Source organism: Ammoniphilus sp. YIM 78166 (genome assembly GCF_004522215.1).
Taxonomy (GTDB): domain Bacteria; phylum Bacillota; class Bacilli; order Aneurinibacillales; family RAOX-1; genus YIM-78166.
This window is the reverse complement of the sequence record NZ_SDLR01000003.1, coordinates 285,689-311,476: the sequence shown is the minus strand read 5'-3', so window position 1 is coordinate 311,476 and position 25,788 is coordinate 285,689. Positions and strand designations below refer to the sequence as shown.

At 43.7% G+C, this 25,788-nt stretch carries 30 protein-coding genes and 3 pseudogenes; 7 read left to right on the top strand and 26 right to left on the bottom strand.

Features of this window, described 5'->3' with window-relative positions:
* Window positions 1–219 precede the first annotated feature (219 nt).
* Entirely contained in the window at window positions 220–672 is a 453-nt protein-coding gene (locus EIZ58_RS13020) for a DUF2269 family protein (RefSeq protein ID WP_134701233.1), read from the top strand.
* Window positions 673–912: 240 nt separating this feature from the next.
* Window positions 913–1,656, top strand: coding sequence for a sulfite exporter TauE/SafE family protein (locus EIZ58_RS13015; RefSeq protein WP_134701232.1), 744 nt, complete (start codon window positions 913–915; stop codon window positions 1,654–1,656).
* 128 nt (window positions 1,657–1,784) lie between these two features.
* On the opposite strand, the gene EIZ58_RS13010 is transcribed toward EIZ58_RS13015, so the two are convergent.
* The 11 genes from EIZ58_RS13010 to EIZ58_RS12970 all read right to left on the bottom strand — a co-directional run bounded on the left by EIZ58_RS13010 (window position 1,785) and on the right by EIZ58_RS12970 (window position 10,959).
* Window positions 1,785–3,221, bottom strand: a complete 1,437-nt coding sequence (locus EIZ58_RS13010) for a DEAD/DEAH box helicase (protein ID WP_134701231.1) — start codon at window positions 3,219–3,221, stop codon at window positions 1,785–1,787.
* 119 nt (window positions 3,222–3,340) lie between these two features.
* Window positions 3,341–3,742 (bottom strand): DUF350 domain-containing protein, encoded by a 402-nt coding sequence (locus EIZ58_RS13005; RefSeq protein WP_134701230.1) that lies wholly within the window; start codon window positions 3,740–3,742, stop codon window positions 3,341–3,343.
* Window positions 3,739–5,070: a glutathionylspermidine synthase family protein gene (locus EIZ58_RS13000; protein ID WP_134701229.1), complete on the bottom strand. Its 1,332-nt coding sequence runs from the start codon at window positions 5,068–5,070 to the stop codon at window positions 3,739–3,741. Before EIZ58_RS13000 ends, EIZ58_RS13005 begins: the two co-directional genes overlap by 4 nt.
* Window positions 5,071–5,073: 3 nt before the next feature.
* Window positions 5,074–5,595: a hypothetical protein gene (locus EIZ58_RS12995; protein ID WP_134701228.1), complete on the bottom strand. Its 522-nt coding sequence runs from the start codon at window positions 5,593–5,595 to the stop codon at window positions 5,074–5,076.
* A gap of 59 nt (window positions 5,596–5,654) precedes the next feature.
* Window positions 5,655–6,137, bottom strand: coding sequence for a hypothetical protein (locus tag EIZ58_RS12990; RefSeq protein WP_134701227.1), 483 nt, complete (start codon window positions 6,135–6,137; stop codon window positions 5,655–5,657).
* A 198-nt stretch (window positions 6,138–6,335) separates the two neighbouring features.
* Window positions 6,336–7,334, bottom strand: coding sequence for a glutamine synthetase family protein (locus EIZ58_RS12985; protein WP_240689077.1), 999 nt, complete (start codon window positions 7,332–7,334; stop codon window positions 6,336–6,338).
* 44 nt (window positions 7,335–7,378) lie between these two features.
* Window positions 7,379–7,681: a hypothetical protein gene (locus tag EIZ58_RS34435; RefSeq protein ID WP_240689076.1), complete on the bottom strand. Its 303-nt coding sequence runs from the start codon at window positions 7,679–7,681 to the stop codon at window positions 7,379–7,381.
* A gap of 15 nt (window positions 7,682–7,696) precedes the next feature.
* Entirely contained in the window at window positions 7,697–7,870 is a 174-nt protein-coding gene (locus tag EIZ58_RS34430; protein WP_240689075.1) for a hypothetical protein, read from the bottom strand.
* Between the two features lie 43 nt (window positions 7,871–7,913).
* Window positions 7,914–8,285 carry a M20/M25/M40 family metallo-hydrolase gene (locus tag EIZ58_RS34425; RefSeq protein ID WP_305034065.1) on the bottom strand — a complete coding sequence of 124 codons (372 nt, stop codon included), beginning with the start codon at window positions 8,283–8,285 and terminating at the stop codon, window positions 7,914–7,916.
* A gap of 158 nt (window positions 8,286–8,443) precedes the next feature.
* Window positions 8,444–9,784, bottom strand: coding sequence for an APC family permease (locus EIZ58_RS12975; protein ID WP_255438301.1), 1,341 nt, complete (start codon window positions 9,782–9,784; stop codon window positions 8,444–8,446).
* A gap of 14 nt (window positions 9,785–9,798) precedes the next feature.
* Window positions 9,799–10,959 carry an amidohydrolase family protein gene (locus EIZ58_RS12970; RefSeq protein WP_134701225.1) on the bottom strand — a complete coding sequence of 387 codons (1,161 nt, stop codon included), beginning with the start codon at window positions 10,957–10,959 and terminating at the stop codon, window positions 9,799–9,801.
* 98 nt (window positions 10,960–11,057) lie between these two features.
* Here EIZ58_RS12970 and EIZ58_RS12965 point away from each other — a divergent pair, with 98 nt between their 5' ends.
* From EIZ58_RS12965 to EIZ58_RS33315, 4 genes are all read left to right on the top strand, one after another.
* A complete protein-coding gene (locus tag EIZ58_RS12965) occupies window positions 11,058–11,300 on the top strand; it encodes an AAA-type ATPase lid domain-containing protein (protein ID WP_167577668.1) in 243 nt (80 codons plus the stop codon).
* Window positions 11,258–11,437 carry a helix-turn-helix domain-containing protein gene (locus EIZ58_RS35140; RefSeq protein WP_134701223.1) on the top strand — a complete coding sequence of 60 codons (180 nt, stop codon included), beginning with the start codon at window positions 11,258–11,260 and terminating at the stop codon, window positions 11,435–11,437. Before EIZ58_RS12965 ends, EIZ58_RS35140 begins: the two co-directional genes overlap by 43 nt.
* 122 nt (window positions 11,438–11,559) lie before the next feature.
* The gene (locus tag EIZ58_RS12955; protein ID WP_134701222.1) at window positions 11,560–12,594 is read left to right on the top strand and encodes a YheC/YheD family protein; all 1,035 of its coding nucleotides are present in this window, start codon (window positions 11,560–11,562) and stop codon (window positions 12,592–12,594) included.
* 400 nt (window positions 12,595–12,994) lie between these two features.
* Window positions 12,995–13,222 carry a hypothetical protein gene (locus EIZ58_RS33315; protein ID WP_167577666.1) on the top strand — a complete coding sequence of 76 codons (228 nt, stop codon included), beginning with the start codon at window positions 12,995–12,997 and terminating at the stop codon, window positions 13,220–13,222.
* A 74-nt stretch (window positions 13,223–13,296) separates the two neighbouring features.
* Here EIZ58_RS33315 and EIZ58_RS12945 read toward each other — a convergent pair whose 3' ends face one another.
* The 13 genes and pseudogenes from EIZ58_RS12945 to EIZ58_RS12900 form a co-directional block, all read right to left on the bottom strand.
* Window positions 13,297–14,058, bottom strand: a complete 762-nt coding sequence (locus tag EIZ58_RS12945; RefSeq protein ID WP_134701220.1) for a DUF6492 family protein — start codon at window positions 14,056–14,058, stop codon at window positions 13,297–13,299.
* On the bottom strand, window positions 14,055–15,230 hold the full coding sequence (locus EIZ58_RS12940) for a glycosyltransferase (RefSeq protein WP_134701219.1): 1,176 nt from the start codon (window positions 15,228–15,230) through the stop codon (window positions 14,055–14,057). Before EIZ58_RS12940 ends, EIZ58_RS12945 begins: the two co-directional genes overlap by 4 nt.
* 246 nt (window positions 15,231–15,476) lie before the next feature.
* Complete coding sequence (gene hepT, locus EIZ58_RS12935; protein ID WP_240689073.1) at window positions 15,477–15,707, bottom strand: type VII toxin-antitoxin system HepT family RNase toxin; 231 nt, start codon at window positions 15,705–15,707, stop codon at window positions 15,477–15,479.
* A 217-nt stretch (window positions 15,708–15,924) separates the two neighbouring features.
* Window positions 15,925–16,479 (bottom strand): GNAT family N-acetyltransferase, encoded by a 555-nt coding sequence (locus tag EIZ58_RS12930; protein WP_240689072.1) that lies wholly within the window; start codon window positions 16,477–16,479, stop codon window positions 15,925–15,927.
* Between the two features lie 31 nt (window positions 16,480–16,510).
* Window positions 16,511–16,897, bottom strand: a complete 387-nt coding sequence (locus EIZ58_RS12925; RefSeq protein WP_240689071.1) for a DUF6398 domain-containing protein — start codon at window positions 16,895–16,897, stop codon at window positions 16,511–16,513.
* A gap of 63 nt (window positions 16,898–16,960) precedes the next feature.
* Window positions 16,961–17,101, bottom strand: a complete 141-nt coding sequence (locus tag EIZ58_RS34420; protein WP_240689070.1) for a hypothetical protein — start codon at window positions 17,099–17,101, stop codon at window positions 16,961–16,963.
* Window positions 17,098–17,544: a hypothetical protein gene (locus tag EIZ58_RS34415; protein WP_240689069.1), complete on the bottom strand. Its 447-nt coding sequence runs from the start codon at window positions 17,542–17,544 to the stop codon at window positions 17,098–17,100. The genes EIZ58_RS34420 and EIZ58_RS34415 overlap by 4 nt, the downstream gene beginning before the upstream one ends.
* 24 nt (window positions 17,545–17,568) lie before the next feature.
* A complete protein-coding gene (locus EIZ58_RS35320) occupies window positions 17,569–18,177 on the bottom strand; it encodes a DEAD/DEAH box helicase family protein (protein ID WP_483296328.1) in 609 nt (202 codons plus the stop codon).
* 210 nt (window positions 18,178–18,387) lie between these two features.
* A pseudogene (locus EIZ58_RS34405) lies at window positions 18,388–19,202 on the bottom strand (TOTE conflict system archaeo-eukaryotic primase domain-containing protein); the annotation flags it as partial.
* A 191-nt stretch (window positions 19,203–19,393) separates the two neighbouring features.
* Window positions 19,394–20,074: an NAD(P)H-dependent oxidoreductase gene (locus EIZ58_RS12915; protein WP_370297685.1), complete on the bottom strand. Its 681-nt coding sequence runs from the start codon at window positions 20,072–20,074 to the stop codon at window positions 19,394–19,396.
* Window positions 20,075–20,272: 198 nt separating this feature from the next.
* A complete protein-coding gene (locus tag EIZ58_RS12910) occupies window positions 20,273–20,617 on the bottom strand; it encodes a sulfurtransferase (protein WP_167577665.1) in 345 nt (114 codons plus the stop codon).
* Between the two features lie 442 nt (window positions 20,618–21,059).
* Window positions 21,060–21,428, bottom strand: coding sequence for a YciI family protein (locus EIZ58_RS12905; RefSeq protein WP_134701216.1), 369 nt, complete (start codon window positions 21,426–21,428; stop codon window positions 21,060–21,062).
* A gap of 499 nt (window positions 21,429–21,927) precedes the next feature.
* Window positions 21,928–22,260 (bottom strand): annotated as a pseudogene (locus tag EIZ58_RS12900) (transcriptional regulator YeiL); the annotation flags it as partial.
* Between EIZ58_RS12900 and EIZ58_RS12895 the strand changes: the two are divergent.
* Window positions 22,258–22,896: pseudogene (locus EIZ58_RS12895) on the top strand (MFS transporter); the annotation flags it as partial. The pseudogenes EIZ58_RS12900 and EIZ58_RS12895 sit on opposite strands and share 3 nt — an antisense overlap.
* A 50-nt stretch (window positions 22,897–22,946) precedes the next feature.
* On the opposite strand, the gene EIZ58_RS12890 reads toward EIZ58_RS12895, so the two are convergent.
* Together EIZ58_RS12890 and EIZ58_RS12885 are read right to left on the bottom strand one after the other, a co-directional pair.
* A complete protein-coding gene (locus EIZ58_RS12890) occupies window positions 22,947–24,599 on the bottom strand; it encodes a M20/M25/M40 family metallo-hydrolase (protein ID WP_134701215.1) in 1,653 nt (550 codons plus the stop codon).
* Entirely contained in the window at window positions 24,586–25,767 is a 1,182-nt protein-coding gene (locus EIZ58_RS12885; protein WP_134701214.1) for an aminotransferase A, read from the bottom strand. The genes EIZ58_RS12890 and EIZ58_RS12885 overlap by 14 nt, the downstream gene beginning before the upstream one ends.
* Window positions 25,768–25,788: the final 21 nt, after the last annotated feature.

Below are 25,788 nucleotides of genomic sequence, written 5' to 3'. Positions count from 1 at the left end.
GATACTCCCGACTCTGCTGTTGCTCCTTTGCTAGTTTTACAAAAAACAGGAATTCAAACAATTTTCGATGCTTTCAGCCCTGATACTTCAGTTCGACAAAAAAAGCGATTCTTAATGTAATCTTTCGGTAATATCATTTTCTAGGAGTGAAGAACTAACGCTTTCTATTCTAGTTCGATTTTCACACTACAATTTAATCATTTTGAGGGAGGTTTGATAATGACGTTATATGGGGTTGTTGTGTTTATTCACATTATGGCTGCAATCTGTGGTCTAGGTGCAGTATTTGCTAACCCATCTATCATGAAGAGGGGAACAACCGTCAGCAAGGCTAAACAAGCATTGGAAACCGCAAAAGACGTTGAAAAATACGCGAAAATCGGAAGTATTGCTCTCCTGATCACGGGTCTGCTTCTGGGGGTGTTAAATCCAAGCTTATTTACCGAAGGATGGTATATTACTGCTTTAGTTTTGTACATCGCGGTTCAACCCATTGTGGCCTATATGATTCCTAAAAGAGCAGAAAACTTATATATCATGTTAGAAAAACAAGAGAGTGATACATTACCAGATGAATTTATGCCCGTCGCCATGCAAATCGCTAAATTAGATAACATTGCTCGTGCTTCTGTCTTTATTCTAATTCTTTTAATGTCTCTTAAGCCATTTTAAATACTACTTATAACCTTTAAAGTTACGTCCATTTCGGGCAACTGGCAAATACTTTGCCGTATGTAGAGTGTAGGGAACTTAGTGTTCCTTACACTCTTTTTACTTAAAGTAGCCCAGAGTTGATCTAATTCAATAGGCGGAACGGATTGCCAGTTTGCCTAACTGAAGTTATAATAAATTACATAACTTTTTAAACTATTCAATATTATTTTCTGGTTTCTCCCAGACAGGAGTGAAATTATGCCCGAGTTCGGCGTTTTAGAAATATCAATGGGTCTTCTCGCCAGCCTGCTAATCGGCTTTTCGAAAACAGGAATTTCTGCTTTAGGAATGTTTAGCATCGTATTGATCACACAAATTATTCCTGCGAGAGAAGCTTCTGGACTCATCCTGCCCATGCTTATCGCCGGTGATCTAATTGCTGTAACCTATTACCGGCGCAATGTTGTATGGAAATATATTTTGTCTTTAGCCCCTTGGGTATTGGGGGGGATTGTAATAGGCTATTTTGTTCTTGCGAGCATCGATAGCCCCCAATTAAAAACCCTGTTAGGTATCTTAATTCTCTCATTGCTTCTGATCCATGTGGGCAAGGGGTTTCTTGATGAAAAAACAAGCTCGAGTCTTCCTGAATCCATTTGGTTCAGTTCTAGCATGGGGATTTTGGCAGGCTTCGCTACCATGGTAGGGAATGCTGCTGGCAGTGTGATGGCTATCTATCTATTGGCTAAAGGACTACCTAAAAACGAATTTGTCGGAACAGGTGCATGGTTTTTTCTACTTGTTAACCTGATAAAGGTTCCATTCAGCGTGCATCTAGGGCTCATCACTATAGACACCATTGCTTTTAATCTTTGGTTTCTGCCTACTATTGTGATAGGAGCCATTGTCGGAATTAAAATTTTACCCATGATTCCTCAGAAACACTTCCAGCATATCATCCTTGTTCTTACTTCTATTGGGGCTATAAGATTAATCGTATAAAAGGCAAGCGTTCTATAGAAATATCGGACAGGGGATCCTTTTTTTAGAGAAATGGATCCCCTGTTTGGCGATTTTCCAACGAATAGGGAATCGTAGGTCAGACTTAGGGTCGATTCAACACGACAACATTATTTATTAGCCAGGCTCACTTTTAATTTTTTCCCTTTGATCGGGGTATTTTGCATCGTTTGTAAAACTAAAGAGCCTTTTCCATTCAGAATATCAACATAGGATAACTGATCCTGAACCGTTATAATTCCTATATCCTCCACGGTTACCCCAGGGATTTTCGCAATCGTTCCCACAAAATCTACAGGTCGAAGCTTCTTCTTTTTTCCCCCGCTAAAGTAGAGTTTCATGATCCCTTGGTTGATCCGGGCCGTTTTATTATTTTTTACGATTCTGCGACCGCTGATTTTTTCTTCGAATGCAGCCTTAGCCCTGGCCACATCCTGGTGTCTAGGCGTTTCGATTTTAGGAATCTTAAACCCTATGTAGTTCTCAATGGATCTAAGATATTTCCCTTCCGTAGGTATGGCAAGCGTAATGGCTTTTCCTTTCTTTCCGGCACGGCCCGTTCTTCCTGTTCGGTGAACATAGCTCTCCTTCTCCATGGGAACATCATAATTAATAACAAGAGTCACATTATCAATATCAATTCCCCGCGCAGCAACATCCGTGGCTACAAGATAACGGAAATTCCCTATTTTAAAGCCCTCCATCACGGCAAATCGATCTTCTTGCTCCATTCCTCCATGGAGTCTCTCAACAGTATAATTGGACCTATTCAATTCGTTGTATACCGTATCAACATGTTCTTTGGTTCGACAGAAAATTATACAGCTATCAGGATTTTCAATGACCGTAACATCTTTAAGCAGGGAAAGCTTATCCGCTTCATTCACTTCGATTAAACCATGTTCTATAGTTTCCGTCGTGATTCCCGTAGCCGCAATCTCAATATGAATCGGCTTTTTCATGTATTGATGACAGAGTTTCTCTACATCTTTAGGCAGAGTAGCTGAAAATACCATCGTTACTCTTTGCGAAGGGAGTTGTTGAATAATCTTTTCTACCTGATCGATAAAGCCCATATTTAGCATTTCATCGGCTTCATCAATAATCAGATATTTTATTTCATCTAATACTAGGGTCCCTCTCTCGATATGGTCCATGACACGCCCAGGAGTACCCACGATGATATGGTTTTTTTGTTGCAGTTCCTCTCTTTGTTTGGAAAAAGGCTCTTTCCCATATACGGCCATCGCCTTAATCCGCTTAAACCTGCCAATATTCGTAAGATCGTCACGGACTTGCACAGCAAGTTCTCGAGTGGGAGTTAGGATTAAAGCCTGTGGGTGTTTTTCCTCCCACTGTATTTTTTCGCAGACAGGTATACCAAAAGCTGCCGTTTTTCCACTGCCAGTTTGAGACTTTACGACAAGATCTTGGCTTTGCATGGCTACAGGTAGGACTTGACGCTGAACCTCTGTGGGGGTTTCGTATTTTAACAAATCCAGCGCTCTTCGAATTTCATCGCTTAAATGATAGTCCTCAAAATTCATGAATTTACCTCGCTTAAATGGATTGATCGCTTATAGATAGGATTCTCTCAACAAATGATCATATACAAAAATGAAAAAAGCCCTCTCTCAACGGTTTTGTTGGATAGGGCGGCTATAATCTACATTAAAATGGTTCCTAATACGATGGATGTTCCAATAATAACGGCCCGCAATAATTGTGCAACGGCCTTATTCCCTTTCGCAATTTCATCACAGACCTTAAATTTGGGCGTTAAAAAGTCAAAGAGGAGATATACCAAGGAAAGGGTTAGCATTCCAACAACAGACCATATGATCATGGCCATCCAAGAGTGACTACTATAAGATACCATAGCCATGATGATCGATAACCCGATCAGTTTACTCCCTAAGTATATCCCTGCTGCTTCATTTCCGTTTTGAATTTCTTTCAAATCATCAAACTTAGTTAGCTTGCTAAAAACAAATGTACCAATGTGCAAAATCAGTAATGTAAGAATAACTCCAATCCCTACGTTCAATAAATCTATCATTCCATTCATTTTGTGAACCCCTCTTTCTCCATTCCCGCAGGAATAAAATAAGCTAGATTACCTGTCACTACTCCCCCTACCCTGGGAAGGATGCCAGCGAAGACTCCGCCCATGACAAACGAACCGACGAGCAGATAACCATCAAACGAACCGGTTTCGGTTGGAATGGTTATTCGTTCTTGACTGATTCGCTGTTGATAAATTCGAGGTTGATTGCTGTAATACTCTCTAGTTGCTTGATCTTCTTCATCATCAACCTGGTGCTCCCATTTGACTTCATGTTCCAAGCCTTCTTTATCGAAAAGAACCGTTCCTTTTCCTTCTCTGCCAAATAACGATTTAGATACCCAAGGTATCCTATCTTGACGAAAAAATGTATCCTCGAAATACGTAGGCAAAAGATGACGAGAGATCGCCTCACACTCTTCCTTCGTAAAAATAGGAGCATTCAAATTCCATAAGGTCTGAAGGTGATCATTTTTCTCATACAACGACCAAATCAGGGCCATGAACCCTTTAGATTGTGTAATAATACTTTGAACTGGATTAATAATGGCCAGCTTTTTTTGTGAAATCAGCTCTAATATGGCCAGTCCTGTTTCGCATCCATCGTCATCGGTGTCATAGACTAAATACTCAAGTGGATAAAGCCGATACCAAATGTCAATTCTCTTTCCTTCATAAAACAGCCCCACATTCGGCTTCACTTCCAGCTTCTCCAAAGGGACAAAGAATGCCGGAAATCCTTCTTTCTGCACCTGCTCCATCAGGTATGTTGTATTGCACAAATCTTCTTCATGCCAATCATAACAGGAAAAAGCAATCTCTCCTGAAAAACCGCATTGTCGATAAAACTGAATAAGGGACGAAAAGGATTCCCGAATCTGCCGATCCATCCCCTCTGAAGGATTTTGCATCTTGGTAAACCGTTTTACCATAGCCCCCGCAAGATAGGCCGTTTCCGGGATCCCTGTTGGCGTATCGGTATTATTTTCAATCATTTTGATACCATCCGGCTGCATAATCCAATCCTGTCTGGAAACCCCGTGAAAGGGCACTTCTAGACGTGCAGCTGGGATCAGTGCTGGGTGGATGCCCAATTGGTTTACTAATACCGGATCCGGTAGAAATCGCTGTACAAATCTCAACACCTTACGATAAATACGATCTATTTTTTCCGAGGCCTCTTTTAAAAGGAGCATTTCTTTTTCAGAAAAAGCAGTCACTGCTGGAACACAGTACTCTTTTCCATACATGCGGTGATAAGGAATCCTCTCGCCAAGTTCTTCTGAGAATAATCCATCATGATTGACCGGAAGTGAATATACTTTTCTCATCCCTTACCCTCCAGTTGTGAATCCACCACTCTTCGTCCCTCCGCTGCCGACACCACCTACACTACCTCCGGAAGGAGTTGAAAGTGTACGGGAATCAGACGAACTGGAACTCGATTTCCCAGTAGTTACAACCGGCTTGGAACCTCCTCTCATTTTTTGATAGAAAGCCGATGTAGAGGGAACATACGAATGCTTGTTAGTATACCCCTTGCTTTTGTACCACTCCATTTCACTGTCACCACAGTCTAACTCCCATCCGAACTCCTCATTCTCCCAAACACATTCATCATACGCCGTCAAAGGTCCCGATGGATCAGATGAATTCGAGGGTGGAATCGGAATCGGCTGCTGAGTTGACACATTAATCGGTTCAGGGCTAGAGGAACAACCGCTTAGTCCGACAGGAACTGTCATAATAAGAGAGAAGGCCATAAGCTTCTGGTGAAAAGGAGTTTGGGATGTATTTTTATTTCCCGATTTCTCACATTCCTTCTGATACCATTCCTCAATCTTCAACCTATTCATACATAACTCCTTTCATTATCCTCCAGAAAAAAAGCCGCCGCTATTTTTGCCGCCTCCTTCTAATCACTAAATGAGGTTTGCTGCAAAAATAGTAGAATTTTTTTGCGGTTGGGATCTAAGATCACATAGTCAACCTCATAATGAACTTTATGTACATGTACATAATGATCTAGTAAAACTTGTGCAGCATCCAAAGCTTGCTCATAGGTGCCAATCTTCAACAATTGAAAATCTATTCCTGTGAAACCCCAGTATTCCGCTTCATACCGATTCGCCAGATCGTACCTAGAAAAAGCAGTCTGCTTTATCTTTTCACCGTGAGTCACGACATTCGGGTCAAAGGGTTTAACATAAATAAAAGACTTCTCCCCATCTGTTTCATGAGAAGTATGCTCCCAAATTTGATTCCGAATCATAGTTGCATTCACTAGTTTCCTCAAAAATAGAATCTCCTGGCTAACCAATACTTTCGCGATCGGTTCCAGTGATTGTCCGGTTTGTTCATCCCATTCCTGATAAATAACAGGAAGTTCATTATACAAAATAACACCTCCCTAGATGCATTGATGAAAACAATATGTATCATTATAGACGAAATAACCAAGCAAAGAGTTGCTAAAAAGTGGATTATTCATACCTGAACCGTCCTTACAATTCGAGGTCCTTATCATTCGATGTAATCGACCAAACACAAAATCACCAGACAACCCAGGTCTGGTGGTTTTTGTTCCCTTCGGGTCTTAGAATCGATTGGCAAACACCTTTCGCTCCCAGTTGCTCACGTAACGAGAGTATTTATCCCATTCTGTACGTTTAATCTTAATATTCTCCTCCCAAATGGAACGTCCAATCGTTTCGGGCAGCACGGTATCTTCCGCTAAGGAATCGATCGCTTGATTCAAGTGGCGAGGCACCCATGTGATTCCACGTTCCTTCAGCTGCGAATCACTGAGCTTGCTGACGTCGATATCCGCAGGCTCACCAGGATTCATTCGGTTTTGTATACCGTGTAGACCCGCAGCCACCATGCAAGCGGCTAGTAAGTAAGGATTGCAGGTTCCATCCGCTCCTCGGTACTCAAAGCGACGGGCTCTTCTTTTTTCCGGGATGCGCACCAGTACGGAGCGATTGCCAGCCCCATAGCATACGTGCGCGGGCGCCCAGGAGCCTGGCTGCATTCGCTTATATGAATTAATGCTAGGAGCTCCGATGGCGATTAACGAAGGACCGTGCTTAAGCAGTCCACCAATGAACTGATAGGCTTTATCCGACATATCCAACCCGCGCGGATCCGTGGGATCTTCAAACAGGTTTTCTCCTGCTGGATCATACAAGCTGATATGCACATGAAGTCCGCTTCCGGCTAGATGGCTGAAGGGTTTAGGCATCAGCGTGCCCACCATCCCTTTATCTCGGGCAATTTGCTTGAACAGATGGGCAAAGGTGACTTGGTCATCTGCAGCCTTGAGGGCCGGGGCATATTTCAGGTTGATTTCGAGTTGACCCGGTCCGAATTCACTGGAGATCTGTTCGGTTTCCACTCCCATGGCCTCTAAGGAATAGACAAACTCCTGGATAAAATCTTCCTGGATATCCGCTCCATCTGAGGAGAAGCAATGGCTTTGATCCGCTGGCTCTAGCTCTCCATCTACTTCTTTTAATAGATAGGCTTCTTGTTCAAAGGCCATAAACATGGTCCCGCCCAGCAGGGTTTCTACCTCTTCTAGCAACCGCTTCAAGACATTTCTTGGACACCTTGGCCATGGATCCCCGTTGACGTCCACTAAGTCACAAAGCATTCGAGCCTTATTTTTTCGATAAGGTAGAATGGCAAAGGTGGCTGGATCCGGTACAGCAAAGAAATCCCCATCGTTTGGTCAAAGGTTGGGTTTGGAATGTATTCATCAAACATATCAAAGCTCATGATGGCCGTGCTGAAATTAATGCCCTTTTCCATCGCGTCCTTGAGCTGCTTCGGACGAACGGTTCGCCCCCGGGTCACGCCAGCGTAATCCAAAAACTCGATACGAATAAATTCTACCTTCTCTTTTTCTACTAAGGCTAAGACATCATCTTTCGTTATCATCTCATTCACTCCTATCTATTGGCTAGTAATTCCAGTGCAGTCCACGTAAAAAGCTTGACTCCAATGGGGATAATCGTGAAACTCCGGATGGTGCAGGTCCACCGGTGGGATTCCTTCTTTTCCAATTCCTAAGCGAAAATACGTACTCGGAATCCGCTCGGCAAATGCGCCAAAATCATCGGCACCCATGGAAGGCTCCTTCAGCACACGGACTCCGCTAGACCCTAGCAGTTCAAGTAAGGTGCGGCCAAAGATGAAGGGCCAGCATGTGGTCGACGGGAGGTTGCTCAAGCATCCCCTGGTTGATCATCTGCCAAGCTGCTCCATCCGCTTCTTCCCCAGGCTGGAACAAGCTGCGCACCCGCCCGCCAAACCGATCTTTCAACTGGTTGAGCATATATGTAGCGCCTAGCAGTATAGCGGTGTGTCCATCATGTCCGCAGGCGTGCATAACGCCGGGATAGCGGGAGGCATAAGGCAAGCCGGACTGCTCTTGAATGGGCAGTGCATCGATATCGGCCCGTAGGCCGATATGCGGTCCTTCTCCCTTTTCCCCCACTAGATCCACGACAATCCCTGTCTCTCCAACCCTTCGATAGGGGATGCCCCATTCGTCTAAGCAAGCGGCGATTCGCTTGGATGTTTGAAATTCTTAAAACGATAACTCCGGGTGCTGGTGAAGCTGATGGCGAATCCAAAGGAGCTGCTCCTCCAGATTGGAGCTGAGTTCAATATCTTTTATGGTAATCACGATAATTCTCCTTACATCGCTTGAGGTTTGGATTGATCCGGCGACTGATCTTTATGGAAGATCTTAAACAGTACGTAGAGAATCCCCATCCAGATGGCGCCGCGTACAAGGGTCATCGGGGAACCGACAAAGGTTCCATAACAGACAATGCCAATCCCGATCAACCCAAGAATCGGGAACAAAGGATAAAGAGGCTGCTTCCAAGACAATTGCTTGACTTCCTGCATGCTATTTTTGCGGTAAAGAATAGCGGCGATCAGGGCAAGGGTCCAAGACACCATCCAAGCAAGAACCAACTGGGTCGAAAGTTCAACGTACAACAGGTCCGGATTCACCGCTCCCAGAAGGACAAGCACGACTGAGGCCGCCCATACGGCGGCAATGCCATAGACAGGAGTCCCTGTCTTCGGATGAATATAAGCAAAGAAGGCAGGTAGGTACCCGCTGCGAGCTTGAGCATAAAAGATGCGGGAAGCGGAAAACAGGGTTCCCATTAAGATACAAGTCGCGGCCGCAATCCAAGCGGTCATATTCATAATGAAGGCTCCAGCAAATCCAAAAACCTGCTCGGCGGCTGTGGTAAACGGAGATTGATTCATCGAGATTTGATCCCATGGAATGAGGCCTTGCAGCACGATTTGCGCAAAGGTATACAATCCGATAAAGGTGATGCTTGACCAGATCAGCGCTTTGGGCAGATCCCTAGGATTACGGCACTCTCCCCCTGCGGTAGCCAAGGTGACAGCCCCGAGATAGGCATAAGTACCAAGAGGGACCGCCGCCCAAAATCCATCGATGCCATTGGGTAAGAAAGGAGTAAAATGCTCCATGTTGATGTCCTTTAACCCAATCAGGGAAAATAAAGCCATCACCCCTGTCATGATGAGCACAAGACCCAACTGCGTTCTAGCCGCCACTTGGGTTCCTAGGATGTTTAATAAGGCAAAGATAGAAATAAAGAAGATTGCAAAAAAGATGGACCAAAATGAGCCTTCAAGCTGAGGAAAAAACCACATCGTAATTTGACCTAAGGCTAACCCGACGCTTCCCCCTGCGATGACCCAGCCAATGGCAAATGTGAAGCCGGCCAAAAAGCCCCACCATTTTCCCATAAAACGTTCTACCCACAACGACATCGCTCCGGAATTCGGCATCCCGACCGCCAGTTCACTCAAGGCAATCATCAGGAACAGCTGAGAAAGACCCGCGATCAAGTAGGACGCGATCGCACCAGGCCCTGCTAATGCAATTCCTTCCCCCATGAGAAGGAAGATGCCGTCCCCAATCACGGCCCCTACCCCAAGAGCCCAAATATGCCAGTACCCTAGTTTCTTTTCCGGTGCTAACTCCAGTGCTGTCGCTTGACTTATACACAGGCCTCCTTCAATTGTTTTTGATAAACATTTTCAAAGTTTCGATAGAGCACCATTTCTCCGATCGCTTGAGCCATCGCGGCATCCATATACTCTCGGTCGATCCAGGAGGTTAAGACCCGTTCAAAACATTCCTTAAATAGATGCACCCCTAGCCAATTCATCTCCGGCAACGTAAAGGCATCCGATCCATACATCACCTTATCGAAAGGAGCAAATTCGAATACTTGAGAAAGAATTCGCTCTACCCCGTGTCCGCTAAACGGATTTTGAAGGGAGATGTCCATATAGACATTCGGTAGAATGCTCACGATAAAAGCCGCTTCTTCTACCCACGGATAGCCCCCGTGTACCAGATGAACCTTGGTTTCTCGGTATTGGGGATCGCGCAACAGATCTAAGAGAAAGCTCGGACTGGCTTTCGGTAAAATTACGTCCCCATCCCCAATCCCCGTGTGAATATGCATCACCTTTCCCGCTTTTGTACACTCTTCTAAGGCGATGTGTAGGCAGAAGTCCCGCAGCTCCTTTGCTTTTGCACGTTCATGAAGCTGGAATTCCGCGTATTGCTCGGCGGCAGCCGCTTCGTTCATCGGACCAATCTCCAGCTCGCTACGATAGGCAATAATCGACTTTAAGCCAAGCACTCCTTCTCTTTTCAGGGCTTGCGCCACGTCGGCTCGGTACTGTTCTTGGAATTCACCGTAGGAAGCGCAAGTTTGACGCAATCGCACCATCACCGGTTCGATTCGGTATACCTCCCAAAGTCGGGCCCCACAGAGCTCGCCGTACTCTTTTTTACTGAGCATGGGGGTTGGATAGCCAAAATCCGCGACAATACCTGTGAGCTTGACATCTTTGAATAGCTCGCGGGTATATTTCGCATAGTCGCCAGCTCGAGCATTACGCTGAGCGACCACTTCTTCAATCTGTGGTTTAATGTCAAAATAGCGCGCTAACCGCTGAATCAAAATTTGAACCCACATATTACTTCCTGGAAACGGTTGATTGGGTGTTGAAATATAGGTTGAAGCGATATCTTGGGGGATCACGGAAATTGAAAGCTTCCGCACGAATTCCTCTGGTGTAAAGGGATGGGCATGAACATCAATGGCCTGACAGTGAGCTAAGGACACTTTGCTGAGATTTGACATCTTTTACCTCCTTTTGTCTTTGTCAGTCATATTTGCAAGACTCATGCCAATGCCGAGAGGTTAGATCATTCAGATAATTCACCAAACATGCTGCCTCCTTGGATGTCACCGTGGATGGATTGGAGAATGATGTGTTTCAATTTTTACTCGACTATGCGTGGCCAGGCAATGTCCAACAATTAGAGCATGTCATTGAAGGCTGCCTAAACCTCGTCTATGACGAGCGGACCATTGGCTATGATCATCTCCCGCCCAGTTTCAAAGCAAAAATGCTTCAGCCACCTGCGCGATTCCACGAATGGAAGACCCAGGGTCAAAACAAACCTTGCCTGAACAACTAGAAAACCTGGAGCGCCTAATAATTGAGAGAGCTTTAGAAGAAGCCCGAAGGAATGTCACGAAAGCCAGTGAACAGCTAGGAATTTCTCGCCAGAACTTGAATTATAAGCTGAAGAAGTATCAGGTTAGGGGGGAGTAAACAACGGGGTTGGTGCTAAACTGCATAGTCTAAGCGACTCTAGATAGTGTCACCGCCACTTCTTTACTCTCATAAATTACAATAGTGTAGACTACATTCAATTAAATAAGGGGACTGGACCTATGGAACTACTTAGCCCCAATACTCCTTTAATAGGAATCTGCATATCTAAGAATAAAAAAGCGTTCCGTAAACTAATAAAAAGAAGACTGGAATGCTATTCTGAAGATATTAATGTAGTTAGTTTCTACATTGAGGGTCTTGACTTTCAGCAACATCATGTTATAGGTCATCTTTATCAAAAGAAAGGAGACAATATCACCAAATTAAAAGGGAAGTTTCCTTTTCCTCATGTGGTTTATCTCCAATGCTTTGTCGACCCAGATACCGTAAAGAAGATCGAGGATCTTATAGGTCCAAAAGTTTTTAATAGCTTCATATTTGATAAGTACCAATGTGTAGAAATGTTAGCAAAGGATACCTCACTTGTTGATCATATCCCTAAAACATGGAAATTGAAAGATCTGATGGATCTGCAGGAGATATTGAACAGCCAAGAGGATGTTTTCTTAAAATCTATCGACCCTATCAAAAGTCATAGCAGTAAGGGGATTTATCGGCTGAGACGGTCGCGGCCATCTCATATCCAAGTGAGCTATGGTCGTAGAGGGAAAATGACATATAGAGAATTTGGTGGATATGAGGAATTCGTTAATTGGGCCTCACCTATTTTATCCATGCAACCCTTCATCCTACAACAAAGTATCGAGACTGTGCTTTATCAGAACAAAGTAACAGACATCCGATTAAATATGAATAAAAATAGTTTTGGGCAATGGGACATTTCTGCTTTATTATATCGTGTGTCAACAAATGATAGTCATCTCTACTACTCTTTAAGTAAATTGTTGGATCTTAAAAAAATAAACGAGGAATGGGCGAAAGCTATTGTAGATGTAGGATACAAGATTTGTAATGTCTTGGATCAATCCGGAGTTCATATGGCAGATCTAGGAATCGATTTAGGAATAGATAACAATGAGCACATCTGGATCTTTGAGGTTAACCCCCTTCCCTTCCCTTTCGATTTATCCAGGATGAAGGATGATTCAATAGTAAGACCTCTTGATTATGCTGTTTACCTTAGCTCTCAATAATATGGGTAAATCTTCTGGGAAAATAGTCCAATCTGAATTCGCTTTCCTATCATATATTTTAAAGGACTGTTGGAATCATTTTATTCATTCTAAGGGGCTGAGAAGAATGGGGATTAAACCTAGACCTAAAAATTGTTTTGTCGAAACGCATAAGGCGGAATTACAGATTAAGCAACTATGCGATGGTCTAACAGAAGATTATTTTCTAGATGAAACGGAGAATCATAACAAGACTTTAATCACAGTCACTAATACCTCTGAAACTTATTGTGAAATGGAGCTTATAGTTAATGAAAAGTCGTATCCTCGCATCCCTTCGGGGAGGTCTTTTGCGGTCCAACAAGAAGATGTAAGATCCGTTTCCATAAGGTGCCATGAAAGGCCACCCATAACCGTGACAGTGACAACCTCACCGACGGTCACGGTGACGCAAACCAAGCCAATCACGGTGACTCAAACTGAATTTCCTACCGTGACAGTAACGCAACCGCCAGTCACTGTGACCCAGACTGAATTTCCTACCGTGACAATAACCCAAACCCAGGAAGCCATTCTTGAACAAGTTGCAGATTATTGTACAGGTACTCTAACCATACAAAAAACATTTTGCATATGTTGTGATGAGTAACAATAAAACAAAATGCTCTTTGCTCCCTATTTAAGGGGTAACAAAGAGCGTTTTGTTTTGTAGCGACTTATTCCTTACTGACCGCCAGGTCGGCTATGAAAAGAGATCGAGTTATAACGCTTAGCTAGTTCATCCAGATCATAAGTACCGAATTCTTGAAAATCTTTAATTCTACGATCAAGATTCTTGCTTCTCGCAAGAAAAACGTTCTCAGGATGTTTGATCAGCATAAAATTTCCGTAGGTTTCATATTCGGAAAAAGGAACATAGGCTTTATTATCAATCGTGTCTATAATAGCTTGATACCAAGGTTTTGCATGAATGGACTCAATCCAGTTCTTCAGTTCAGAAAGATAAGTTCTACTAAAAAACATGGAGTGATTAATTAAGGAGCGGTGGGCGACAGGTTTTAACCGGGTTAATCTTTTAAAATGATCAAATATAGGTTTACAATCCCAATAAAAATCCGCACAGTAAAAGACCGTTTTTTCTCCATACATAAATACATGGGGTGCAATAAAAATCGTATCTGCATCAACAATCAGGAAGTGGTCATTAGAACAAATTTTATCACAGCTTAGTTTTAGTAATTGCTGCAACATCCATCCTGCACCATAGAGATTGTTTTTGTTAACAGGAAGAATGGTATCCTCTAAAACGAAGTGACAGTCTTTTTGCTTGCACATCTCCTTGATTCTTGGACTATTTGGCGAAACAATATAAATGTCTCCTATTGGATGCAAAACGTTTTTCCTAATCCCATCGATAACTTGTGGGAGTACTGTTAAATCTTTATCGATGGCAGGAATTAAGACATCTATCTTGACATTACTCATCGATAGAATCCCCCTTTTAGCAATACATTTTGTACGGCTCGATTTATGGCCAATGCCCCACGATCCCAAGTGAGAGTCTTCATATCTTTTCTTCCCTGTTTCCCTTTTTGTTTACAAAGCAATGGAGATTGGTATGCGAGTCTCATTTGCTTTCTCAAGCTAGCTAGATCCACTTCAGCCCATAATTGCCCTGGCTGGCTGAATAAGATACGGTAGTCTGGGGATATCGCATGGTACATGCGGGCCGCAGGATGTTCCAGCTTGTAATCTACGAGGAAGGAATTCCCTTCATTAAGAAAGTCCATTTGCCCTCCCCACCCGGTAGAAATGACCGGAATCCCGCTGGATAATGCTTCAATGAAAGGCAGTCCTGCTCCTTCTCCTCTAGTGGGTAGAACAAAGGCATTACCCCGAGTATAAACACCACTGAGCTTTCTCCTGTCTAGAGTATCCGTGATTAGAACAAGCGGAGCCGTATGTCCAACGATCCCCAGTTTTCTTTTATATCTATAAATACTCTCGCGAATCCAGCGTCCCCCGTGATTAGTTCCCCTATAGTGGGTCTTGATCAGGAGTAGTACATCTTCGTCTGCGCTAAATTCTTCCCAATAAGCTCTTAGCAGCGCTTCTGGGTTCTTACGATGCTGAAAGTCGAACACCGATACAAATACGAACTTGCCTTCGGCCACGTCTAACGGAAGATTTTCATTATCTGGCCGAAAAAATTGAGTATCCGCTCCATGTGGTACGAGGAACAGTGGTACGTTCACCCCGCTCTCCTGTAGGGCAGTAATATTATGCTGAGACGGGACACACACTCCATCGAATTGATTAATTAGTGGAAACCACTGAACAGGAATTCTAGTAGTTTCCCATACCGTGTTCAAGAGAATGTGTTTAAACCTCTTCTTCTCTTTCCTTATGTCAATGTCATATGGAGGATAGTGGTAAACTAATATTCGGGGTTTACCAGTTGTGTAGGGCTTATTAATTAACTGTCTAAACCTTAAGCTTCTCGCTTTATCGTCCTCTGGAAGATGATGCGGAAAGGTATCTTCTACTTTAATATCAACACCTAGTCGATCTAGGGCCAGAATGTATTCACCGCAAGCAATCCCTCCTCCAACCTCATAGGAAATACCGCCTCTCCAAACGACTTGATACTTTGTCATCCCTTTTTCTCCTTTAGTAAGTCCTCAGGAATGGTCCCATTTTTATCCTATGAGTTCCTATACATGTTGGCTTGGGTATTGCGGTATGAATAAATTATTTTAAGGCCAACAGGACCTCCCTCACCTGAGAAGGTATCCACGAAGCTAGCAGAGGGAGAGCTCGTTGGTGGAAACCCAAGAAGGACAAAAAACCTATCACATTGAGATAATGGATAGGTTTTTTTATCGAAATGAGGTCGAGTAGAGCTAAGCCTCAAGGATCGTTTCGGTAAATTGAGTAACGTCCACTAAATGTTGATCGAGAATTTTTCTTAAAATCAATAGATTAATTTCTTGGTAATCATGGACAGCAAAATTTCGGAACTCTACCATCGCTTTCATTGTTGATGAAAGAGAAGAAGTGATAATTTCTTTATTTTTTAAAAATGTAAAAGTATTTCGACTGCTTTGAGGTAAGCCGAGCTTTTTTTCTGCCACAATATGAAATCGACAACTATAGCATCATTATAGCTTGTAAATTTGGCTTACAGAGCTAATAGTTGGACTTTCTCCACCTACAAAACAAAATCCTATTCTTTTTTGATCAATAGGTGGAGAATTTTCATCTATTGATCCTTGCATTATCTTACATGTTTACGAGCAGTGGATTTTTTTATGATATTGTCTTTGTAAATACCCGGGTGGGGGTATACACCTAACTCCAAAACTCTTTCGTTATACTATAGATGTTATGGTCTTCCCAGTTGCCATTGATATTCAAATAATATTTCGCTAATCCCTCGAAACGAAAACCTACTTTTTCTAACACTCTAATGGATGGCAGATTCCGTGGCATCACTCCTGCTTGGACACGATGTAAATCAATTTTCGTAAAAGCAAAATCTACACTTAATCCCACAGCTTCTGTCATAATCCCTCTTCCATTGAAATCCTCATCCAAAAAATAGCCGATCGTACAGCTTTGCCACGCCCCACGAACCACATTACTTAAATTAACCCTTCCGATTAGAGCATCCTTTTCTTTTAAGAAAATACCAAAACTATAACCCAAATTTTGCTCCCAATTTCTCATCGCTTGTTCGATCATCTCGGTTTGAACCTCAGCAGTAAAATGCGATTCCCTTTGCTTGGATTCATAAGGTTCAAGAAACTTTTTATTCCGTACACGCAGTTCCAATAATGAAGAAACATCATTCAGGTGCAGTGGTCGAAGATCAATACATTTCCCGCTAATATTCAGATTGATCACCTTCTCAAAGAGACCTTAATATAAAAACCAGCTACGGTTTAAATAGATGCTTTGGAATAGAAAAACCTTTGAGGGAGGGCCTCCCTTTAAACGGATTCGCTTCCTGAATTCTTTGGGTAGAAAAATTCTCATCATAATAGTCCAGCTTCAGCATGTCGCGAATGTTTTTTGACTCTTGACTCGTTGTGTTCTGTACGGTTCCAAAGAAGCCCGTAATATCGTGAACACTGATGGAAGGCTGTGCGTTCTTTTCAAACATAAAATTAATCGTACCAAGTGCGTGAATAACGCCTGCAGCCCATACCTCCAGCTTTCCTGTCTGGAAAGGCACATTCCTTTTGCGACTCAGCTTTTCCACCAATTTCACTGCTAAATGTTCACATTCCTCATCCAGGTGTTCACGGCAGAACGCTTGCACAAGCTGCAGTAATTGCTCTTATTTCTCGATGATCTTTGGATCTTTCATCCCTTATCAACCTTTCTATAAATCTAGCTTTTCCTGAATCCAAATTTTCTCCTCTTTAACTATTCGATACCCCATATTTTCGTAGCCTTTCATCCTTTTCTCATACATGCGCTGAAGCATCGGAACCTGTCGGTCCACATAATCGTAGACCTTCACAACCCTTTTATCGGGATGCAGGCGATGAAGCCGGCCGACATATTGCTGCAGTGTTCCTTTCCACGAGATCGGCATGGCCAGAAACAGCGTATCCCCAGCCGAGGGTCATCAAAGCCTTCTCCAATAAAGCGCCCCGTGGCAATAATCACGCGTTCCGCATCGTCCGGGAGTTCCTTTAGTTGTTTCAAGACCTGATCCAACTGCTTTTTTCCCATACCTCCGCGCAGCACAAGGACATTCTTGGCAAACGGTTTGAGCCTTACTGCAAAATAGTCGACATGCGCGGTTCGCTCAGTTAATAAAATGGGAAATCTCTTCTGCTCCAAAGCCAGGAGCACATCATCAAAGATGAGGTCATTTCGCTGTTCGTCATTAATTAAAGCGGCATAGATGTCTTGGATTGATGAGCTTTCCCCATGGTGAAAGCGGGTATAGCGCGGCACAAGAAGATGCTCGAATGGGCGGATCTACGCTTGGTTTTTTCCTTCCGCTTTGTAACGAACGGGGCCGCACTGCATCATGATAATGGGATGATGTCCATCCTTGCGAATGGGGGTGGCCGTTAAACCAAGCACATAGCGTGCTTTTACTTGATTCATGATCTGCTCAAAGGAGTAGGCGCCCAAATGATGACATTCATCGACGATCACATGCCCGTACTCCGACACGAACCCCTGGATGGTTCCTTTCCGGTTGATGCTTTGCATCAGGGCGATATCAATCTTTCCCGTTCGTTTGCTTTTCCCTCCTCCGATTTGTCCGATGTTCTTTGCCGGGAGGCTGAGAAAATGAGACAAACGTTCCTTCCACTGTTCCATTAACTGCTTCCGATGCACTAATATCAAAGTATTGACCCCTCGGGCAGCCAACATCCAGGCTGCCACGACCGTTTTGCCGAAAGCCGTCGTAGCAGACAACACACCGGTTTCCTGAGCGAGAAGAGCTTGGGCGGCGGTCTTTTGAGCTTCGTAAAGCTCCCCCTGAAACTTCACCTCAAGAGCTTCTCCCTTGTTCCTCTCATCCCGAACCTCGACTTCAATCCCATAATCCTCTAGCGTCCGAACAAGCTCTTCCATACAACCTCTCGGCAACGCCAAATGACGGGGAAATTCCAAGCGCTTTTCCGTCTTCCCTTGAATAGGTGGCTGCCAAGACCGATCCTCTGCTTCCTCCTTCTCCGCCTCTTGAACCCCAAGGAAGCTTCCCTTTATGGCTGCAGCACGGACAAAATTCTCGACTTCCGTTTGCTTCATTTTTCTTAGCGTAGACAGAAACATCCATTGGTCAGGATAGGGCTCCAAGCGTTCATCTACAAACACGGCATTCCCGTGTTGTCGGGCCCTTCCCTGCAACGACAGCGCAATCAGGTTTCCCAAACCACCTCTTGGCATGGTATCCTGATTGGGAAAAAGACGGTCATACGAATCCAATCCGAGCTGATGTCTTCGTTCCATGGTCATCGTTAGCAGACTACTGCCCATATTCCGTGCCAAGGAAGCAGGAATGGGCTCTTCAAAAAAGATCCAAACATGCGCCCCATTTCCTGATCGTGACCGTTCCACAGCAGCCGGAATTTCATTTTGCTGGCATACTTTGCGACAAGCACATCGTCTTGCCAGCTTTTTTTATCAAAGTCAATGGCCAGGAACATACAGCTCTCATCATGCGAAAGGGGGTAGATGCCGATCGTGGTTTCCGTGTTTTTATCTAGGTGATCCCAAATCACCTCATCCGTTAAGGGCAAATACTCACGATGCTTACACTCACGGCACTTTACCCGTGGCTTGCGACATAAGGGACGCACTCCATCATTTGCACAGGCGAAAATATATCCGGCCTTTTCCTTGCTTTCCCACCTTTTTGCAAATACATCTGTTCTTCCCTGAAATAAGCGGCGGAATAAAGCGATTTTTTCTTTCAAAGTTTGATAGGCGGACTGGGACTCCTCCTGAACCACTTCGGCCGGAGTCGCCCACAAGTCCTTTTGGTCCACAGGCTCATAGATAGCGAGGCGCGTTTTTAACCGCTGGATTTCTCTGCGTAACTTGTCGTTTTCGTACTGTAAGTGACGATAGGCTTGTTCTCGTTGTTCCTGCTTCATTTTTTTCCCTCTGTTCCGATACGATCTAATTATCATACAATTATATCATGCGGGTGCTCTGGTATCAGCGAAAAAAAAGAGCAGCAAAGAGCTGCTCCCATAGGCTTTAGTTTTCCAGCATTTCTAATACCAAACGATCCATTTCATTCATGAGACAGAAGCCTCCATCCAACGATCGAAGCGCCTGTATCTTATTCAATCCACTGCACGATATCCTTTACATCTCTTCTTGATTTCTGCCTTTTCGGTTCATGGGCACGGTATCCGAATGCCACCATCACGGACACCGCGAGGTGGTCATCCTCTAGCAAGTTCTCTTCTTTGAGAATTTGTTGAACTTGTTCCATATTAAACCCTTCAATCGGACAAGAATCAATACCTAGCATGGCGGCTGTTGTCATCATATTTGCCAAGGCAATGTAGGTTTGTTTTCCGGCCCAATCCAACATGGTTCGGTCATTTTCCAGGAGTTTAAGATCTTCTTCCTGAAAAGTTTGGTACCTACCAATGATCTGTTCGAATACTTCTGGTGGAAAACCATGTACGTTAATCATTTGATTTCTTACATAGTCCGAATCAAACTTTGTATCTTTTATCGTTCTAGCTAGTATGATGACGAAATGGCTTGCCGTTGGCAATTGACCCTGTGCTCCCCAGGAAACGCCTCTTAACTTTTCTCTCAGTTCACGATTTTGAATCACGAGGAATTTCCAAGGCTCATAGCCGCAAGAGCTTGGGGAAAGTCGCGCGGCCTCCAAGATCACACGGAAGTCCTCCTCTGGGATGGTTTTCGTGGGGTCAAACTCCTTGGTCGCATGTCTGAATCGAAACGCATTAAGAATTTCTTCCTTATTCATTGCTACTTGTGGCATAATTATTCCTCCTCAAATGGCTTCTTACAGCCCACCTTTATTTAATCTTTCCTACTATGAGCCTAATTATGGATATCAGCACCCATAGCCGGTCCCAAACCTAACTCTTGTCCAGACATTGGGATGATGCCGAGCATTTCCTAGCGTGAATAGGCCATCATCTCCGTCTGCTTTTAACTTCTCTGTCTAGGACAAGATTTAGAAATGACAGGGCGAATGGTTGATTTTACAGTGAAGATCTTTATTGGGACTCTTCTTCACCATATAATAGCCTACAACACGGAAGCCTTTTCGTCTCAGGAATCGAACGCTGAGGTTTAGCGATAGCTGATCGGCAACAACTACAACAACCTTCTTCTTTTTAATTTGACCGTAATGTCTTTTTAAATAAGCATAGGGTAAATGAATATTCCCTTGTAAAGTTGGTTGGTCTGCTTGATTATAATCTCTTAGATCTATGACCTCGACATCACCGGGTGTCTTTTTCTCCCCATCCATGCATTCTACACCCAAAACAGGAACATATCTCGGATAAACTATCATCAAAAGACACGCTAAAAGGAATAAATACACCAACATTTCATCACCCCTATCTATTTTTTCTCAGTGGAGCATACGCCGATTTTTATCGTGAAATATAATAATTTTTATTACAGTTTCAACACAATGCCCTAAGTCAGATCCCACTCACCTCGATCCACCGTACTGATCTTCAACTAATCTGCAACATTTTTTATTACAATTTATGCACAATAAACATCAGCTAGAGTTAATGATCTTGGGATCGCTAAATCAAAATGAAAAATTCTCTAAGCAATCCGTTCGTCATCAATTTGTCCGTTTTTTCTTCCTTTTAAAGAATACTGTAATTTTAATGTATACAGTTATGTTAGTCAATATCCTGTTTTTTATTTCACTCCCAAATCGTAATTTAATGCAACTCTGTTCATCCAAGCAGCTTGACAAATAGCTTACATAAAAAGAGTTATTTGAACCAACCCCTCTCCCAATAATTCCTGAATTGGGAGGGATTAGTCTCGTTAATTTTGATAAAAACAATTACCGACCTTCCAATACCTTTAAAAGGATGCAATTCCATATCCAAGATGCCTGACTGAACAGCAGGGTCATTTAGAAACATTTCTTGTGCGGCTTCTGGTGATTCGGCTTGGTAAATAACGATCCCGTAAGCACCGTCTAAACAAGGGCCAGCTAAAACAACATTTCCTTCGGAGAACATTCGCTGAACATACTCCAAATGCTTGCCCATAACCATTCTTTCTTCGTCCGTCATTGTGGTCAACCAATTCTCACGCTTCGCTTTTGCAATGGCTAAAAACTCAAGCTTTTCCATAGTCTAACCCCCCTGTGATACTTGTAATCTTCTATATTTTTTCATACTTGAATACAGTGGATTTTTTATAACAATCCCCGGCATTGTCCGGGATGCCCGATCGCTTCCCGAGAAAAAGTAAAGCAAGTGACTCCATCTTAATTGTATTCATTACGGGTTCAGGAGCAACTCACCGAGTCTCGTGACCAAACCTCCGAGATTAGCTGGAATGGTTACAGGTACGTGAACAAACGATACCAACTCGTAAGCAAACGCCACTTTGCCGTGAGCAAATCAAAAATTTTGTGAGCATCCGCCCACGAGCGAGCGTGTTCGAGGCCAAAAAAGGGTATAGACGAAAAATAAAAGCGAATTACTTAAAAAATCAGCTTGAAATGTAAGGCTCTAAGCCGAAGTTTAGATTGCACTTCTAAAAGTAGGCCCAAATCACTTCATTTCTCGAAAACTAAACCGCAGACAAAGGAGATGTTCATAAGTTGGACAACACCAGAGTAGAAGCTTACTTACTCTTCAACATCCCAGCAAGTTCACTTAAAGATTCGTACTGTTTAATTTGAAAGTTTCGCCCTACCTTCTCCATGTAACCTTTATCGCAAAATTGGGTCAGCACATGCAAGAGATGACGATAGGATACGCCTAAATAATCACAAACGGTTACACGTTTCTCCTTGTAAACCCCTTTATCTTCCGTTTGCAGGATAAAGTCAGCCAGCCTGTTTTCAAGGGGAAAGGCAAGACTTTGTGAATATTTTGCAGACATCTTGGTGGCCTTTACACTTAGAAATTTTGCCAGTTCACGTAAGAACTTGGCATCTTCAAGCAATTTCCTTCGAAGCCGCAGCAAGCAGACCGAGTACAAAAAGAGAGCCTGCTGAGATTATTTACGATTAAACATTTCCCTTTAGTCCTGGTCATCGTGATCTTACTTCAAGCCGCACATGCCTCTTATTACAATTATGGTTACCTGTTTTTACAGGACATTCAGGCGCCCAAATATTTAATTGGTGTGATTATTAACATTGCCGTGATCGCGGAAATCCTGTTTTTCTCCATCGCCGATACGAAATTCCAACACTTTTCCGTAGGATCCTTGCTGGCACTCGCCGCACTTGGCTCTTCCTTGCGTTGGATCTTAATCTTTGCCTTTCCGAATATGATAGTTTTCTGTATCGCGCAAACCTTGCATGCATGCTCTTTTGCTATGGGGCATTATGCCTTTATGAAATACCTGGTCGATCACGTTCCCCATGCGCAGGTTGCGAAAGCACAAGGCATTTATTCAGCCCTTGCTCTTAGCTGGAGCACAGCCGCGTTCACGATTTTCGGAGGTTATTTATACGAAATCGAGCCTCGGTATGCCTTTATCGGCATGATCGCCTGTTCCCTCCCCTCCATGCTGCTCGCGCTGGTCTATCGAAAACAAGAACATAGTATGACGCCAGTAAAAGAAAAAGCTGTTATCCTTTAATATGAAGGATAACAGCTTTTAAAATTTAGCAACCGGATCTTTTCATGTTGCTAGTTCCCTAGTATGTACTGAATCACGGAGTTGGTTAGGTTTGGAACGATGTGGAAGGAATATTCCATCTCAACTCTTTCATACTTTTTATGAGCATCCCAGCCATAAGGTCCGATATTAACAACGGGAACCTGCAAGGCACGGATATCGTCAAATTCAACCTTGAGCTTTTTCCCCCAGCAGGGTGTGTTTTGAATCATGGCGTCAATGGCTTGTTCGTCGTCACTTAAGGCCACAAAGCTCATATCGGAAATATAAGGGAAGAAGTTGCGAATGGTCATAGGATGTGGATAGTGCGGCTGGATTTCTTCCAATGCCTGATCCAACCCGTCGATCAGCGCGCGTTCTTTCTCATTTTTCCCTGATAATTCAATCCTTGGAGAGTACAAGGAGGAGTAAAACAAAATGATGGCTGGGCTGCGATCCTTCATCCACTTCCATGCTTCCTCTACTACTCGTGCGGAAAACATGCGGGTGTCTAGGCTTGGATCTTTTAGTAAACGTTCCTTTAATTCACGCATACTACTCGTATAAGCTTCACCATAAAGTTCTTGAAGCTGCTGATCCATCTCCTCATATGTAAGGACTCTTGGCTGCCAACCCGGTTCCTGGTAGGCTTCGCCGCCCAGGCTGCAATAGGCTTGATAGTGATTTTTATAATCTTGTAAGGCTTTACTAAAAGCCAATTCTGCTTGCTGTTTTAATTTTACAAGAACATCCTTGGGTGTCCAGGAATGGACAAAGAAGTTATAGTAGACGTAAGCCGATAAAGCTGTTTGTACCGTATAGCTAGGCTTCAAATCGGTTTGTTTTAAGGATACGGGTGGGACGGTCGTTTCCCCGAGTGCTTCATCACATAGTTCTGGATTATAGTTGATTTGCTTGGTTAGATAGGCGGCAATGAAATTGGGATCTAACCCTTCAAAGCAAGAGCCGACATGGGTTTCCGCTCCGGTGATGAAAAAGGATGGAAGCAATTTCCCGACGGTTCCCCGATAAATATAACGATTGTCGTCCCCCTCGTATCGGGGAGAGACAAAATCGGAGTTAATCGCGCCGACATAATCAAGTCCATATTCCTTCTTCCAGGCAATCAAGGTTTTGAGGGCGGAAAGAATGCCGTGGGAGCTGTCTTCTTCATCACATTCAGATACCAATACTAAGTTGCCGGCTAAGAGTTCAGGATTCTCAGAATAGTATTTTAACAAATACATATGGCTGGCAACCCCGCTCTTCATGTCAAGCGTTCCTCGCCCGAACATCCACTCCCCTGATTCTAAGTGGTTGCGGATCAGGGGTGATACGTCTTCCTTTCTCATTTCTTCCCTTAGGGCATCTGGCCTGCAGGCGAGCGGTTGGAGCTGGTTATAATCTTCAATGCCCACCGTGTCTAAGTGCCCCATCAGGATCAAGGTCCGAGGACTTCGTGCTTTGGTTCCTTCGACGCGTGCGATCACATTATAGCGGACCTGTTCATCGTTCAAGGTTTGTTCTAAAACAAGCGAATCGGGATTTTCCTTAAAATAGGCCCATTGTGATATCGTGTTATAAATATGCCGGGCCATCGCGGCCTCGCCTTCCGTATTGACGACACTGCCTACCTCAACTAACTGTTTCGTAATCGACAATACTTCTTCTTTACACACTAACATGGCTCTTGCTCTCCCTTAATTTTTTAATATAACGCTCCAAGCGGTCCATTCCCTCTTCGAGGACGTCTAGCGAACTGGCATAAGAAATGCGGATATAGCCTTCCCCATAGACGGAAAATGTGCTTCCAGGCACCACCGCGACTCGTTCTTCTTCTAGCAACCCGATGGCGAAATCGAAAGATCCCATGCCCATCTTTTTTATAGAAGCGAAAAGATAAAAGGCTCCGTTGGGAAGAATCGCATCTAAGCCCATGCGGGTGAGTCGATCGTGGGTATAATCTCTTCTTTTTTGATACTCTTTTTTCATTTCCTGTGGATCATGAAGTCCATAAGTCAGTGCCTCGAGTGCGGCGAACTGGCTGATGGTGCAAACCGATATCGTACTATATAAATGCACTTTCAGCATTTCCTCACTTAAGTAAGCCGGGGCACAGGTGAATCCCACTCTCCAGCCCGTCATCGAATGGGACTTCGACACCCCATTAATCACGATGGTTTTTTCCCGCATCCCCGGTAGAGACGCAATCGAGATATGCTGACCTTGGTACACCAGCTCACTGTAGATTTCATCCGAGAGAACAAAGATCTTCTTATCTTTTAAGAGATTGGCCAGTTCAATCAATTTCTCCGCGTCCGTTACGGTTCCTAATGGATTGGAGGGATAAGGGAGCACAATACAACGCGTGCGTTCCGTTATTTTTTCCGCAATGGCATCCGCTGTTACCTGAAATCCCGTGTGGGTTGTATCCACATAAACAGGCACCGCACCGCAAAGCTCAATTAAAGGTTCATACCCTGGATAGATCGGGACTGGAAGAATCACTTCACAGCCCTCTTCTAAGATGGTTCTAAAAGCGATATCAAGGGCTTCGCTTGCCCCATTCGTAATAATAATTTCCTTCTCCGGATCATAAGAAAGATCATATTTGGTCTGAACAAATTCACTAACGGCTGATCTTAATTCGATCAGCCCAGCGTTATGGGTGTATCCCGTCTTATTATTTTCAACTGCCCGTATGCCGGCCTGCTTGATATGCTCGGGGGTGGGAAAATCCGGTTGCCCAATTGTTAAGTTGATGGCATCGGGAAATTGAGAGACCATATTGGAAAATTGCCGGATGCCCGGCACGGCAAGCTTTTTTACCTTTTTGTTAATAAGCGACTTCATCCTAATCCTCCATTTCTGTAC